We start from the raw sequence: 16,075 nt of genomic DNA, 5'->3' as shown, positions 1-16,075 counted from the left end.
ATGGCAGAAATTATACATACCTTAATTGCTATAGGAAATAGATTAATAAATATAGTAATAATAGTTACAATTATTAATACACCCATAAATATTGATAAAAACTTATCCATTTTTATACACCTCTTATCTTATAATAATTTTTGCAAATTTACGCTTTCCTACTTGGAAGACATTATCCGTTCCTTTACCAAAAAATGCCTTGCTATCACTAACTTTCTCACCATCGATCTTAACAGCGCCTTGTTTAATCATACGGTTAGCTTCTGAGGTACTAGCAACAAGACCAGCTTCCTTCAACAGATTAGCCACTGGTAATTCTTCTGTCAATTCTACAGTATTTATATCATCAGGTATCTGATTTTTTTGAAACCTTTGAATAAAATCTTGATGTGCTTTTTCAGCCATTTCATTAGAATGGAATCTTTCTATTAGCTCTTTTGCCAGTTCTATCTTAATATCACGTGGATTTGTTCCATTTGCAACATTTTCTTTTAACTTAGCTATAGTATCTAATGATTTAAAACTCAAAAGCTCATAATAACGCCACATTAATTCATCAGATATAGACATAATCTTACCAAAAATATCATTAGCTGGTTCTTCAATACCTATATAATTTTGACTAGATTTAGACATCTTCTTAACGCCATCAAGCCCTTCTAGTAATGGCATTGTAATAATAATCTGAGGCTCTTGACCTTGTTGTTTTTGTAACTCTCTACCCATTAGTAAATTAAATTTTTGATCTGTACCGCCAAGCTCAATATCAGCATTCATTGCTACAGAATCATAGCCTTGTACCAAAGGATACAAAAACTCATGAATTGAGATCGACTGACCACCTTTATATCTTTTTGAAAAATCATCTCTTTCAAGCATTCTTGCAACTGTTGATTTAGAAGCTAGCTTTATCATATCGCTAGCAGACATTTTATCAAACCAATCACCATTACGACGAATAATAGTTTTCTCTTTATCCAAGATTTTAAATACTTGATTTGTATATGTTTCAGCATTTGCAGCAACTTCTTCCGCTGTAAGAGGAGGCCTTGTAGCATTTTTACCAGTTGGATCACCTATCTGAGCTGTAAAATCACCTATCAAAAAATGAATCTCATGACCTAAATCTTGTAACTGTTTTAATTTATTAATAACTACTGTATGACCTAAGTGAATATCTGGAGCAGTTGGATCACAACCAAACTTAATGATTAAAGGTTTATTTTTTTCTAATTTTTTGATTAATTCTTCTTCGATAAGGACTTCATCAGCCCCTCTTTTAATTATTTCTAAAGTCTGCTGTATAGTCGACATTATATTTAGTAATTTAAAATTCTCTCTAATAACGAAAAATTATATCACAAAACTCTTTTATAGAACCAATAAAACCTTATACTTATTACAAAGCGAAAATATTTAATAACAAATGAATATCTATATATCTCAAAGCAATAATATTTATTTTAATTTAGCATTTGAAAATTGGCTTTTCTTAGAGAAACTTCAGGATAAAAAAATCCTTTTCTTATGGCAAAATGCGCCTTGTATCGTAATTGGCAGAGCCCAAAACCCATGGCTAGAATGTAACCTCAAAGCAATGAAAGATGATAATATCCCTGTAGTTCGTCGTCAAAGTGGCGGTGGAACCGTTTATCACGACTATGGCAACCTGAATTACACTATTATCTCACCTAAAAAAGAGCATGATGTAAAAGCTAATCTTAAACTAGTCTGTAATGCTATTAAAAAATTAGGCATAGAAGTTTATCCTAATGAAAGAAATGATATTGTTATCGATCATAATGATTTCACATATAAAGTTTCAGGTAGTGCTTTTAGAGAAAAAAAAGATCGTGCTTTTCACCATGGTACTCTTTTGATAAATGCAGATACTAGCAAACTATATAACTATCTGCACCAGCCTATTGATAAATCTTTAGATACAAAAGGGGTTAAATCACATCGTTCGAAAGTGCTAAATCTATCTGAAATAAAACCAGACTTACAAACCCAAGATATCACAGGTTCTTTTATCAAAAGTTTCCCATCTGTTGAGCTTAGTCTAATTAACGAAGAGACTCCGTTAGAAAATCAAGAAATTATCGATCAAGAAATAAATAACTTAAAAGATTGGAAATGGCGCTTCGGGAAAACCCTACCCTTTACAAAAACTTATACAAAAGATGATCAAGAAATTAAAATCAAAATTGAGGCTGGTATTGTAACAGAAGTAGAGAGCTCTCAAAAAAATGTAAATATTGCAGACAAAACTATTGAATTTAAAGATAAATACGATTTTAATTTCTTTAGTGGTCTTTTAAATTGATACATTATGAGTAAAATAAATTTCTTCCATAACTTTGATCTTTTCAAAAAGCATATTAACTTTGAAGGTTCTAATGAACAACCCAAACGCTTAGATATAGTAAAACTAGCTTTTGATAAGGCAAAAAGCTTAGATATTATTGAACCTCACATACTTGATACCGATGGTTTTAACAACGAGTTTAAATCACATATAGGTGTTTTACACCCACAACAACATATTGATGAAGTTAAAAACTCATCTAAATTTGAAGCAGCATCTTTGCCTTTAAAAGCATTAAATGAAACTCTTTGTAAATCAATACAGGATGGGCAGATTTCCTTTTATGCTATGCGCCCTCCTGGTCATCATAGCTTTGCTGGAGGCATTAGTAAAGATGATGAGTTTGATGGTGGATATCAAGTTGGCGAAGGTTACTGCTACTTCAACAATGTAGCTTTTGCATCTTTTTTAGCATATAAGCATTTTGACAAGAAATCTATTCTTATTATAGATTGGGATTACCACCATGGTAATGGAACGCAAAATGTTTTCTTTGATGCAAAACATGATTATATAGCAGCAAAATTTAAAGATTTTGATATCTATTTCATTTCGCTACATAATGCTAGCATTTATCCATATTACAATGAAATTCCAAATAGTGATCCACAAAACTTTGGCACAATATCAGGCAAAGCAAATAACTCGAATAGTTTTATAAAAAATATACACTTTAAACGCAAAGATTTTTTAGATGAGATATATCTACCAAAGTTTTATCAGAGCATTGATGAAGCTTTTGATAAGTTCACCCCTGATCTTGTACTTATCTCAGCTGGATTTGATGCTAGAAGTGGTGATCCAATAGCTAAATTTGAAGATGGAGAAGGTTTAAGTGATTCTGCATATTACAAGATGTCAAAATACATAAAATCAAAGCTTATCTCAACAAATAATACATGCCCTATTATCTCTTTACTTGAAGGTGGTTATAATGTATCTAAAGATGGATTCTCAAAAGCTGTACTTGAGCACCTTAAAGGGCTAGCTGAAGATTAGTAATAATTTTTTTTATACATTATATTCATAGTGGGCCTAATCAATACTATACAAACTCAGAATTATGCACTAATCATCAAAATAACAAAATCATAAAGGTAATTTATGAGCACTTTTAAATTTACAGGATGTGTCTTATTAGTAACAAGTTGTATGATAGGAGGAGGCATATTAGCTTTACCTCTTATTGCATATGAATTTGGACTTACATTAACATATATTTTTATGATTTTTGCATATACTATCATGCTAATATCAGGGTTATTGACGTTAGAAATATGCTTAAAACTTCCTAAAAATAAAAACAATTTCGGCTCTATTGCCGAACACAGCTTTGGAAAAGCTGGTAAATATATAGTTATAATAATTGCAGCAATAGCACTTTATACAGTTATCACAGCATATATTAGCGCCAGTCCAGCTATTTTTAAGAATACTTTTTTATTTAATATCAATATTCCTTTTGAGCAAGCTGTGCTTAGCTTGGCATTTACCATAATATTAGGATTTATAATTATTTGTGGGATTAAATATGCTGATAAATTGAACAGAATCATAATGGGATTTAAACTTATTGTTTTATTTATTGCTTTATTTTTAATTTTATTTAAGATGCCATTTTTCCATGGTTTTGATATTAGGTCTTTTCAAAACTTTTCTGAAGGCTTCTCTATAATACTTTTTGTTTTCTCCTATCAAGCAATTATTCCCAGTTTAGCAAACTATGTTGGGGAAGAAAAAACTATTTATACAAAGTGGATTATTATCACAGCAGTAAGTCTTACCTTTATAGCTACTACCCTTTGGGTAACAATAGTGGTTAGTATTATTCAACCATATTCAAATGAAGTTGGAGCTCGATTATCATTAAATGAACTTTTAACAGTCTTGAGTCACTATAATTTTGGTGATACAACAAACTTACTACTTAAGATGTTTTTTAATATCACACTAATTTCATCATTTATTGGGCTATCAATTGCCTTTATAGATATATGGGTAGATAGTTTAAAATTTGAACCTAAGTTTTCAAATAGACTTATTGGAGGATTGATAGTTTATATACCATGCTGGATAGTAGCAAACTTCGATCCAAATATTTTTGTTACTGCATCAGCAATTTCTGGATATTGTGGACTATTTGTAGCTCTTTTGCTGCCATCCATCGTTTCGTTCAAAGAATATAAAAAACAAGAGACTATAATTATCGGCGGAAAGTTTTTAAGAGCTACCATGATTATAATTAGCTTAGCAGTGCTAATAACTATAGTTATGAAAATTTAGTTTTTGTGTAGTTAAATTACTTCTTTCTAGTAGAGAAAAATGTTGCAACGCTAATAGCAAATATAAATGGTAGTATAAATGCATCGACAATTGTAACGATAATATTTTGTACAGACATTTCTAGAGAATTCATTTCAATATTCAGATTTTTAAGTAGATAAATTAAACCAACTGTCAACATGGGTTTAACAATCATAAGAGCAAGAATAGCTATACAAACCCTAAACATATAAAAGAAGTTATTTTTTATAATATAAAAATTATATGAAACTGCTTCAAACACTTTTCTTTGATCAAGCAATACTGCAGGTAACACCGTAACAAAAAGCAAAACAGCTAAAAAAATTCCTATATACTGTAAAAACATTGTTAGAAGAGACATAACAATCATAGATAAAAGAAAAGCTCCTATAAAAGGAAAAACTCTTTTGGAAAACATTTGTAGAGCTATTTTCATAGCGTCTGATGCTTTAAGCTCATGTTTAACCATTATACCTTGTAGCATAATTATCATTGAATAGACAAATATTGTTGCCACCATAATAACTAAAACGATCAAAGCTAGTATATCTCCAGAGGGAAGGTTTTCTGGTGTTGCTTTACCACCACTTTCTATATATTCCCCCATGCCATTTTTCATAAGATACACAAGACAAAACTCTGAGATAAAAGAAAGCATAAAAGCTAAAACAAAAGTAATTTTGAATGCTCTTTTATATATTGTAGTAGCGACTGAAATAGTCTCTTTAAAATTTAAATCACTCATAACAAAAATCTCTGGTTAATAAATAAAACAAGCTAAAATATAACATAATTTTTTGTCATTTTGTGCCTAAAGAGCAAATCTATAATATAAAATTTCTAATAAATACCTTGTAAAATCTAATATCAATACCATCTTGTAATATTAAGTAGATTATCAACAACGCCGACAAAGGAATAAATAAATATGGAAAATACTATGAAAGGAACTACTATCCTATGTGTCAGAAAAGGTGACAAAGTAGTAATCGGTGGTGATGGCCAAGCAACTCTAGGTCACACAATAGCAAAAGAGAATATTATAAAAGTCAGAAAACTTAATGGTGGCAAAGTACTTACTGGTTTTGCAGGATCTACTGCAGATGCATTTACTCTGTTTGAAAAGTTTGAACAAAAACTAGAATTCTATCAAGGTAATCTTGAGAGAGCAGCTGTTGAAATGGTTAGAGAATGGCGTCTTGATAGAATGTTAAGTAAGCTAGAGGCTATGATTATTGTGGCTGATGAAAAATTATCTCTATTAATATCAGGTGCAGGTGATGTAATGGCAGCTGATAAAAATAACATTATCTCTATCGGCTCTGGCTCTACTTATGCAAGATCTGCTGCAACTGCTCTTATTGAGAATACAGACCTTTCTGCAGAAGAAGTTGTTAAGAAAAGTTTAACAATTGCTGCTGATACATGTATTTATACAAACCATAATTTCACAATAGAAAGCTTAGAAAATAAAAAAGGATAATAATCATGTCAGAAATAATGACTCCTAAAACAATTGTACATGAATTAGAAAGACACATTATCGGTCAAAATGATGCTAAGAAAGCTGTAGCTATAGCCCTTAGAAATAGATGGCGTAGAATGCAGCTTGATAGTGAAATGCGTCAAGAAGTAACTCCTAAAAATATATTAATGATCGGTCCAACAGGTGTTGGTAAAACAGAAATTGCACGTAGACTAGCAAAGCTTGCCGATGCTCCTTTTATCAAAGTTGAAGCAACTAAATTTACAGAAGTAGGTTATGTTGGTAAAGATGTTGAATCTATCATCCGTGATCTTGTTGAAATGGCTGTAAAAATGAAGCGTGAAGAAGCTAAAAAACAAGTTACAGAAAAAGCATCTAGATTAGCAGAAGAAAGAATCTTAGATGTGCTAATCCCACCTGCTAGAGCAGCTGAGTCTAAAGTAGGTTTTGCAAACGAGCCTGCTGAAGAAAGTACTTCGAAAAAAGAAAAAGAAAATAAAACTCGTGAAATCTTTAGAGAAAAAATCCGTAAAGGCGAACTTGATGATAAAGAAATCGAAATCGAAGTAGCTGCTGCCCCTAAAAGCATTGGTGTAATGGGTCCTCCAGGCATGGAAGATATGACTAATCAAATTCAAGATTTATTTTCTAGTCTAGGAAGTGATAAGAAAAAAAATAAGAAAATGAAGATCAAAGATGCCATTAAACTTGTTCAAGATGAGGAAGCTGCTAAGCTAATCAACGAAGAAGATATCAAAGCTCGTGCTCTAGAATCTGTTGAGCAGAACGGTATTGTATTCTTAGATGAAATCGATAAGGTTTGTAAAAAATCTAGCAATTCTGGTGCTGATGTATCTCGTGAAGGTGTTCAAAGAGACTTGTTACCATTAGTTGAAGGATCTACAGTTTCTACTAAATACGGTATGATTAAAACTGATCATATTTTATTTATAGCTTCAGGAGCTTTCCATGTAGCTAAGCCATCTGACCTTATTCCAGAGCTTCAAGGTAGATTACCAATTAGAGTTGAACTTAAATCACTTGAAATAGAGGATTTCGTTAGAATATTAAAAGAGCCTGACTGTTCTATCCTTAAGCAATATGTTGCTCTTATGAAAACAGAAGGTCTTGAATTAAACTTTAAAGATGATGCTATCGAGCGAATAGCTGAAATTTCATACCGTATAAATGAAGAAATTGAAAATATTGGTGCTAGAAGACTTCATACTGTTATGGAGAGATTGTTAGAAGAAATTTCTTTTGATGCTCCTGAGCTGGAAGATAAAGCCATTGATATAACAACAGACTATGTTAATGATAAATTAGGAGCTTTAGTAAAAGACAAAGACCTAAGCCAATATATCCTGTAATTATATAATATTTATCTACATCATTTTTAACTATATTTTTTTAGACTAAAATTATAAACTGTTTTTATTAAAGTCTAAATTATATGGTACTATGAACTTTCCTTTGTTTAAAAAAGCTTCTAGATTACTTCTAATTACTCAATTATTTTCAACTATAAGCTTTGCCGTTTTATACTCCACTCTCGTATTATTTATGACACAAGCTTTAGGTTTTAGTGTCGCCAAAGCTAGTGCCGTTATGGGAGTCTTTGTGGCGTTTAACTATGGTTTACATATATTAGGAGGCTATATTGGTGGTCGACTTATAAGCTATAGAGTACTGTTTTTAATTGGTATGGTCTTACAAATTTTTGCATGTTTGTTTTTATCTTTTCCCTCTGTTGAGCACTTGTATATAGCTTTAGCTCTATTCTTAACAGGATGCGGTTTAAATGTCCCATGCATAAACATGATGTTAACTCAACAATTTGCTAATGATGATAACTCAAGAGAGACTGCTTTCTTTTGGAATTATGCTGGCATGAATATTGGCTTTTTCATCGGATTTACAGTAGCTGGTATATATCATGCAGAACACAGTTATAACACCCTTTTCTTTATAACTACAATTACAAATATTATTGCTTTTATACTTTTAGCAACTAGCTGGCAAACTGTAGCTGATAAAACTACTCCTCTAGTTAGAAAAATTCAAAACTCAGGTACAGGAATTCTATTTAAAAACAATATATATGCACTTCTTACTGTACTATTAACAATAGGACTTCTCTTTGTAGCGTTACAATATCCTTTAAATACCAATTATATAGCTTTAGCTGTAGGGATTTTCTTATTAGCGATGTTTATTCCGATTGCAAAAGCTCAACATACTAAACAGCAAAAGGAAAAAGTATATGCATATGTTGTGCTTGCAGTTTTTGGTTTAATTTTTTGGTCCGCATACTCTCTCGCACCGATGGCATTAACTGTGTTTGCAGAAGCAAACATTAACAGACATTTTCTTGGTTTAACAATTCCAACTCAATGGTTTCAAAATACAAATACCATAGTGATAGCTATTGGTGGATTTTTACTACCTAGTATATTATTGATAATTAGAAGACGCTTCAAATTCTCTTTTCCGATGCAATTTTGCTTTAGTCTTATTTTTATAGGTATTGGTTTTTTAATGCTTGTTATAGGCATATTGACCGCAAACTCATCAGGATACACAGCAGCTATTTGGCTTATATTAAGCTATATTTTTCAATCTATTGGGGAACTTTTAATAGGGCCTACTGGGTATGCCATGGTTGGTAAACTTGCAGATCCTAAACTTCAAGGTTTAATGATGGGATCATGGATGGTTGTTGTAGGTAGTACATCAGGAGTTATCGCCAGCTTACTTTCGATACTAATTGCTTCACCAGATATTAATGCGACTCCAATCCAAACCAATCCAAACTACTTAGCATTATTTACAATTTTGACTATCATAATAGGTATCGCAGCTCTCATAATGTATTTTTTAATTCCAAAGGTTAGAAAGCTTGCTCACATTTAATATTAACTATATTTTCTTATTCCTATATTCTATAATCTATCTAGTTTAATCATTTTATTATAATCCCATATAATGACTATTAGAGAAAGATACTCAAACTATATTCCTCTTTTTATCTCTATTACAATTACATTAAATGGAATTATCACAATACTTGCTGTTGCAATTCCAATTATTAATAAAATTTTCTCAATAAATATTGATGCGGATCTTCCATCTGATTTATATGATATGAGCATGAGATATGGCTCAGGACTAGGTATCATAATTCCTCTAATACTCGGCTATTTTATGATAATTATTGCTAAAGGCATTTATCAAAGGAAAAGAACATTCTGGTTTTTAGCAGTAATATTTATTAGCTTATCAATGTTTGGTGATTATATTCAAGATAACCATATTGCATACAAGATTACATTTTTTACACATGCTATTGAGATTATTTTACTTATATATTTCAGAAATACATTTAATAAAAAAAATTCAAAAAATATTAGTTTCTATCAATTTATTTTAGCAGTTACTTTTCTTTTAGCTATTAGTTATAGCGTTCTTGGTTTGTATTATATGAGAGGTGAGTTTGAAGGTATCAATAATATCTCAGATGCTATTTACTTTACTTTAGTGACATTTAGTACTGTCGGCTATGGTGATATTCACCCTATTACAGATGATGCTAAGCTTTTTACAATATCAATTATGATAATAGGCATTGGTTTATTTGCTACTATTATTACGGTTTTGGCAAGTAGTTTTATAGAAAGGATAACTGATAAATTTAAACAGAAAAATAAGGTTTCTATTATGAAAGATCATATTATAGTTTGTGGCTATACAGAAATTACTAAATGCTTAATTAAAGACTATCTGAAATCTCAAATTGATAACCTAATTGTTATTGAAAAAAACTACCAACAGAAATTCGTAAATATTGATGTTGAACAGCAAAAACACTTCATAGATGCTGAATCACATGATTATGATGCACTAAAAAAAGCAAATATAGCTAAAGCAAAAAGTATATTTATACTTAATGAGAAAGACTCAGACAATATTTTGACACTTCTAGCTATAAAAGAAGTTCTAAAAGAAAATGCTCAAAATAAAACTCCTAAGATATCTATCAAGCTAGATAAAGATGAGAGTATAAATATAGCAAACAATATAGGTGTAGACCAAATAGTCTCACCAACAAAAAAAATTGCTGAAATGCTTATAAAATATGAATAATTTCACTAAAAACTCTTAATATAAACTTAGACTATGTTATCATCTGATAGATATATTTTTTCGCAAATTCAAACTAGCTTGTGGAGTTAAGCCATGGAATACAATTATGACATAATTATTATAGGTAGTGGGCCTGGTGGTGAAGGTGCTGCCATGAAAGCAACTAGAAACGGTCAAAAAGTAGCAATTATCGAAGATGATGCTATTGGCGGCGGCTGTAATAACTGGGGCACAATTCCAAGTAAAGCATTAAGACAGCTCTCACGTGAAGTTTGGTATAATAAAAAGACCTATGATTTCCCTGAAATGCTCGATAGTGCTTATGAAATAGTTTTAAAACAAAGAGAAATCAAAAAGAATCGTTTTGCGACTAATGAAATCGATGTTTTTTATGGCTTTGCAAGCTTTTTAACTAAAAATAAAATAAAAATTTCACGTAAAAATGGTTCTACTGAAATAATCACAGCTAAGAAATTCATTCTATGTACAGGTTCTCGTCCATATCAACCTAATGATATAGATTTCACACATCCAAGAATCTTAGATAGTGACTCAATTCTAGAGTTAAAAGATAAGCAAATTAAATCAATAACCATATATGGTGCTGGTGTAATTGGTTGTGAATATGCCTCTATTTTGGGGACTTTAAATATACAAGTTAATCTTATTAACACTAGAGATAAATTAATGTCATTCTTAGATAATGAGATTATTGAAACGCTTACAAACCATTTCACAGTTAATCAAAAAATTAACTTAATGCATAATGAAACATATAAGAGCATTAAAGCAAAAGGTGATAAAGTAGTTACAACTCTTAATTCTGGAAGAATTATTGAATCTGATTATGTACTCTTTGCTCTTGGCCGTGCTGGTAATACAAACGGATTAAATCTTGATGAGATTGGTGTAGAATACAATCCTCAAAGAGGTCTAGTACAAGTAAATGATAACTACCAAACATCTCAAGCGAATATATATGCTGTTGGTGATGTTATTGGCTTCCCTTCACTAGCTTCTTCTGCATTTAACCAAGGTAGGTTTGCTGCTACACATATTATTGATGGATCATGTAATGATAAACTAGTTGAAGATATCCCTACTGGTATCTATACTCGTCCTGAGATTAGCTGTATAGGCAGAACTGAAGAAGAACTAACTGCTGATAATGTTCCATATGAAGTTGGTAAAGCTTACTTTAAAGATCTTGCTCGTGCACAAATTTCATATAGCGAAACAGGGATGTTAAAAATACTTTTCCATAAAGAAACACTTGAGATCTTAGGTATCCATTGTTTCGGTCATAGGGTATCTGAAATTATTCATATTGGTCAAGCTATCAAGTCAATGCCCGGAAAACACAATAGTATTAGATATTTCTTGAACACAACTTTCAACTACCCTACTATGGCTGAGGCTTATCGTATTGCAGCTATTGATGGAGTTAATAAACTAAAGCTTCCTAACAAAACTAATACGCAGAATAAATAAAATGCACTATGATATTTATATAATCTTCTTTTTTATATTCTTGACTGGTGCATCTATTGGAAGTTTTTTAAATGTACTAATATATAGAGTTCCTAATAAACTTTTTGCAGATGAAAAAAATATTGCTAGAGAAATTTTAAATCTACCTACGCAGGAAAACAAATCTAACTTTAGCTTACTAACACCTTCTGAATGCCCAAAGTGTCATAATAAGCTCAAGTATAGACATAATATACCAATATTTGGTTGGTTTCTTTTACAAGGTAAATGTTTTTTTTGTAAGCAAAAAATATCTTTTGAATATCCTTTAGTTGAATTTTTAACAGCAATTATATTTATAGGTATATTCTATTATTTTGGTTTTACATCACAAGCATTTGCTCTGATAATTTTAGCTGTATTTTTTATACCTCTTTTCTTTATAGATGCAAAACATCAAATCTTACCAGACTCATTTACACTACCCTTAGTCTGGATTGGAATTATACTAAACTACTATAGTATTTTCACATCTTTAGAAATATCTGTCTGGGGCGCTATCATTGGTTACCTATCTCTTTGGAGCGTTTTTTGGATATATAAAATACTCACAGGTAAAGAGGGTTTTGGTCATGGTGACTTCAAACTTTTAGCTGCCATTGGTGCCTGGTTCGGCTATCCTATGCTTTTATATACAATTTTTGCTAGCTGCATCTTTGGTATTATTATCGCTATAGTTATAAATATTATAGCTCGTCGAACAAATATAATACCTTTTGGACCCGCTATAATTTTGGCGACATTTTTTTATATCATGACTAAAGATAGTATCTATATATGGTATAATCACGCCATGATGATTCAAATTTAACTGGATAATGCAAAAGAAAAATTTCACTATATTGATGCTAATAGTCGCTGTATTTATACTTGTACTATATATATTTAGCACGACTAATCTTCATAAAGATCCTACAGAAAATAAACAAGGATTATATCTAGTTGAACATGCATTTCCTCAATATAAAATTATAAAAACCTTTGACACTGGAGTACACCTTCAAGCCTATATATTACAAGATAAGAAAGATCCTAATAAGAAAACTGTTACATTCACAAGTGAAGATGGTGGAGTTATCGTCAATGGAGAACTTCTAGCTTGGGATAGAAATGAAAATAAACTAACTAGCCTTAACCAAATATACGCAAACTATTTTACATCATCAGCTAAAGCAAGTAGGTTATATTTAAATATCAAAAAATATGCATCATATATACAGCAAGGTAGTAGTGATGCACCCCATAAATTCTACGCTATAATTGACCCAAGCTGTAGCTACTGCAACCATTTATTTGAAGCAACTCAACCTGCAATCAAATCAGGCCAACTAGCGGTCCGCTGGATTCCGCTAGGTGCTCTACGTAATAGTCCTGATATTGTTAAAAGTTTCTTTAATTCTAAAGATCCATTACAAGCTTTTATTAAATACCATGACACAGAATCCTATGATAAAAATTTAACTCAAGAAAATGAAAAAGCTGAAAATAATATGGAATTATCAGGAGATATTCAAGGATTCCCAACAATATTATATAAGACACCTCAAGGAGCTCTAAAAGTGTCTGGTGGTGACAAGCTTCCTTTAACAGATGCTGCTATTGCTAAAAAAGACAATATAAAGAAAATAAATGATTTCTTATTACTTACATCAGACCAATTCTAAATTTAAGTTATGAAAAAAATAATTACCACTATAATCGCTATAACCACTATATCTCCCTTGTTCGCAACATCTAAAGCGAATATACATACATCGAATGAAATCAAAAAGATAGAAAAAGAGTATGGAGGAAAGATTGGTGTCTATACAATAAATAGAAACGATTGGAAAAACTTTTCTCATAATGCAAGCTTTTACTTTCCTACATGCAGCACTTATAAGTTTCTAGTTGTTGGGGCTATTTTAAAACAAAGCATGAAGAACAAAGAACTGCTTAGTGAAAAGATAAAAATTGTTGATAACCAGATTGTTGGATATTCACCTATTACAAAAAAACACTCTAATAAAGAAATGACTATTAGACAACTCTGCAAAGCATCTATAAATAATGATAACACAGCAACAAACCTCTTAATCCATAAACTTGGTGGCTTAAAAGAGCTTAGAAAATTCACATTATCTTTACAAGATCACGCTACTAAAGTTGCTGACTTAGCTCCTAAAATAAGTAAGGTAGATTTAACAACCAACCTAAATAAAACTACTCCTAAAATAATGGCTAGAGACATTAATAAACTTGCCTTTAGTAATGATGTATTAGATGATAGGCACCAAGCATTATTTAAAAAATGGTTAAGAGAAAGTACATCTGGTGATAATCGTATAGCAGCTGAGATTCCTGAAGACTGGACTATTGGAGATAAAACAGGCACATGTGAATATGGTACTACTAATGATGTAGCAATAATCTGGCCTGATGATAGCAAACCTATAGCAATGTCAATTTTCTATACTCAACCAGAAAAAAGTGCTGAGCCAAATAGCAAAGTTCTAAGAAAAGTTACAGAAATTCTTTTTGATAATTTAAAACTAGATGACAGTTCGAAAGATGCCTAAGATTAAAATGATGGTTGGCCTTGGGAATATAGGCAAAGAATATGAGAATACTCGCCATAATGTTGGTGAGTGGTTTATTACAAAAATAGCACAAGAACAAGGTGAAAGCTTTAGTTCAAACTCTAAGCTTAATTGTAGTATCGCCAAAGTAAGTATTAGCTATAATAATGTGCTATTAGTATTTCCTACAACTTATATGAATAATAGTGGTCTAGCTGTAACTAAGGTTGCTAACTTTTATAAAATACAGCCTGAAGAAATACTAGTAGTGCATGATGAACTTGATATAGACTCTGGAGAGATTCGCCTTAAGAAAGGTGGTGGACATGGTGGACATAATGGTCTTAGAAGCATTCACCAACATCTTGGAACAAATGATTACCTTCGTTTAAGAATAGGTATTGGGCACCCAGGACATAAATCAAAAGTTTCAAACTACGTATTATCAAATCCATCCATAGCTCAGAAAAAAGATATAGATGATGCTCTTGATAATGGTATCTGTGTTTTAGATGATATAATAAATTACAAACTAGAGCCTGCAATGCAAAGGCTTCATACAAAATAATACTATAAGGAATAAAATAATGGGATTTAAATGTGGTATCGTAGGTTTACCGAATGTTGGTAAATCAACTCTATTTAATGCTTTAACAGAAGCTGGTATTGACGCAGAGAACTACCCTTTTTGTACAATTGATCCAAATGTAGGTATTGTTTCTGTACCAGATCAAAGACTTAATGAATTAGCTAAGATTGTTAATCCAGAAAGAATTCTACCAACAACGATGGAGTTTGTCGATATTGCAGGTCTTGTTGCTGGTGCAAGTAAAGGTGAAGGCCTTGGTAACAAATTCTTAGCAAACATCCGTGAGACAGATGCTATCGCTCATGTTGTTAGATGTTTTGAAGATGACAATATTATCCATGTAAGTGGGAAAGTTGATCCCATTGATGATATTAACACTATTAATATGGAACTTATTTTAGCCGATATAGAGTCTTGTGATAAAGCTATTCAAAGATTTGCTAAAATGAAAAAATCTGGTGATAAAGAAGCTCTTGCTAAAGCTGACTTCTATACAAAATTGAAAGAGCATCTTGAGTCTGAAAAACCTGCTAGAACATTTGAACTAACAGAAGATGAAGCTAAATGGCTTAAGCAAACTCCTCTACTAACTAGCAAGCCTGTATTGTATATTGCCAATGTTAATGATGATGGTTTTGAAAATAATCCACTACTAGACAAAGTAATTGAATATGCTAAAGCAGAAAATTCAAATGTTGTACCAGTGTGTGCTGCTATGGAACAAGAAATTTCTCAATTAGAGCCTGATGAAAAATTAGAGTTTCTAGCTGATATGGGACTTACTGAAACTGGTCTTGATAGAGTTATCAAAGCAGGCTATGCTCTTTTGAACCTTCATACATATCTTACAGCAGGTGTTAAAGAAGTTAGAGCTTGGACAATCCCTGTAGGCGCTACTGCTCCACAAGCGGCTGGTGTTATCCATACGGATTTTGAACGGGGTTTTATTAGAGCTGAAGTTATCTCTTATAACGACTATATCCAGTATAAAGGCGAAAAAGGTGCTAAAGAAGCAGGTAAAGCCCGCCTAGAAGGCAAAGAATATATAATGAAAGATGGTGATGTTGTTAACTTTAGGTTTAACGTGTAATTCATCC

At 31.5% G+C, this 16,075-nt stretch carries 15 protein-coding genes; 13 read left to right on the top strand and 2 right to left on the bottom strand.

The annotated features are described in order from the left end of the window. Window positions 1–123: 123 nt before the first annotated feature. The gene (gene tyrS, locus QI37_RS00150) at window positions 124–1,314 is read right to left on the bottom strand and encodes a tyrosine--tRNA ligase (protein ID WP_040007468.1); all 1,191 of its coding nucleotides are present in this window, start codon (window positions 1,312–1,314) and stop codon (window positions 124–126) included. 112 nt (window positions 1,315–1,426) lie between these two features. Here tyrS and QI37_RS00145 point away from each other — a divergent pair, with 112 nt between their 5' ends. The 3 genes from QI37_RS00145 (at window position 1,427) to QI37_RS00135 (ending at window position 4,651) form a co-directional block, all read left to right on the top strand. Further along, entirely contained in the window at window positions 1,427–2,326 is a 900-nt protein-coding gene (locus tag QI37_RS00145; protein WP_040007466.1) for a lipoyl protein ligase domain-containing protein, read from the top strand. Between the two features lie 6 nt (window positions 2,327–2,332). Continuing rightward, the gene (locus QI37_RS00140) at window positions 2,333–3,367 is read left to right on the top strand and encodes an arginase family protein (protein WP_040007464.1); all 1,035 of its coding nucleotides are present in this window, start codon (window positions 2,333–2,335) and stop codon (window positions 3,365–3,367) included. 105 nt (window positions 3,368–3,472) lie between these two features. Further along, complete coding sequence (locus QI37_RS00135) at window positions 3,473–4,651, top strand: aromatic amino acid transport family protein (protein WP_040007463.1); 1,179 nt, start codon at window positions 3,473–3,475, stop codon at window positions 4,649–4,651. 16 nt (window positions 4,652–4,667) lie between these two features. Here QI37_RS00135 and QI37_RS00130 read toward each other — a convergent pair whose 3' ends face one another. Next, window positions 4,668–5,417, bottom strand: coding sequence for a hypothetical protein (locus QI37_RS00130; RefSeq protein ID WP_040007462.1), 750 nt, complete (start codon window positions 5,415–5,417; stop codon window positions 4,668–4,670). Window positions 5,418–5,600: 183 nt separating this feature from the next. Between QI37_RS00130 and hslV the strand changes: the two genes are divergently transcribed. The 10 genes from hslV to ychF all read left to right on the top strand — a co-directional run bounded on the left by hslV (window position 5,601) and on the right by ychF (window position 16,068). Then, window positions 5,601–6,155, top strand: coding sequence for an ATP-dependent protease subunit HslV (gene hslV / locus QI37_RS00125; protein ID WP_040007461.1), 555 nt, complete (start codon window positions 5,601–5,603; stop codon window positions 6,153–6,155). Between the two features lie 5 nt (window positions 6,156–6,160). Next, window positions 6,161–7,528 (top strand): ATP-dependent protease ATPase subunit HslU, encoded by a 1,368-nt coding sequence (hslU, locus tag QI37_RS00120; RefSeq protein WP_040007460.1) that lies wholly within the window; start codon window positions 6,161–6,163, stop codon window positions 7,526–7,528. Window positions 7,529–7,619: 91 nt separating this feature from the next. Then, window positions 7,620–9,071: a peptide MFS transporter gene (locus QI37_RS00115; RefSeq protein WP_040007458.1), complete on the top strand. Its 1,452-nt coding sequence runs from the start codon at window positions 7,620–7,622 to the stop codon at window positions 9,069–9,071. A 72-nt stretch (window positions 9,072–9,143) separates the two neighbouring features. After that, window positions 9,144–10,301 carry an ion channel gene (locus QI37_RS00110; RefSeq protein ID WP_040007456.1) on the top strand — a complete coding sequence of 386 codons (1,158 nt, stop codon included), beginning with the start codon at window positions 9,144–9,146 and terminating at the stop codon, window positions 10,299–10,301. Between the two features lie 93 nt (window positions 10,302–10,394). Then, window positions 10,395–11,792, top strand: a complete 1,398-nt coding sequence (gene sthA / locus QI37_RS00105) for a Si-specific NAD(P)(+) transhydrogenase (RefSeq protein WP_040007455.1) — start codon at window positions 10,395–10,397, stop codon at window positions 11,790–11,792. Between the two features lies 1 nt (window position 11,793). Further along, window positions 11,794–12,642, top strand: coding sequence for a prepilin peptidase (locus QI37_RS00100; RefSeq protein WP_040007453.1), 849 nt, complete (start codon window positions 11,794–11,796; stop codon window positions 12,640–12,642). 7 nt (window positions 12,643–12,649) lie between these two features. Continuing rightward, complete coding sequence (locus QI37_RS00095) at window positions 12,650–13,495, top strand: DsbC family protein (protein WP_040007451.1); 846 nt, start codon at window positions 12,650–12,652, stop codon at window positions 13,493–13,495. 9 nt (window positions 13,496–13,504) lie between these two features. Beyond that, window positions 13,505–14,389: a class A beta-lactamase gene (bla, locus tag QI37_RS00090; protein ID WP_040007449.1), complete on the top strand. Its 885-nt coding sequence runs from the start codon at window positions 13,505–13,507 to the stop codon at window positions 14,387–14,389. Next, window positions 14,382–14,957, top strand: coding sequence for an aminoacyl-tRNA hydrolase (gene pth / locus QI37_RS00085; protein WP_040007448.1), 576 nt, complete (start codon window positions 14,382–14,384; stop codon window positions 14,955–14,957). Before bla ends, pth begins: the two co-directional genes overlap by 8 nt. Window positions 14,958–14,976: 19 nt before the next feature. Next, entirely contained in the window at window positions 14,977–16,068 is a 1,092-nt protein-coding gene (gene ychF, locus QI37_RS00080; RefSeq protein ID WP_040007446.1) for a redox-regulated ATPase YchF, read from the top strand. Window positions 16,069–16,075 lie beyond the last annotated feature (7 nt).

The organism is Candidatus Francisella endociliophora (genome assembly GCF_000764555.1).
Taxonomy (GTDB): Bacteria; Pseudomonadota; Gammaproteobacteria; order Francisellales; family Francisellaceae; genus Francisella; species Francisella endociliophora.
The sequence above is the reverse complement of the archived record's forward strand: the minus strand, read 5'-3'. Positions and strand labels throughout refer to the sequence as shown.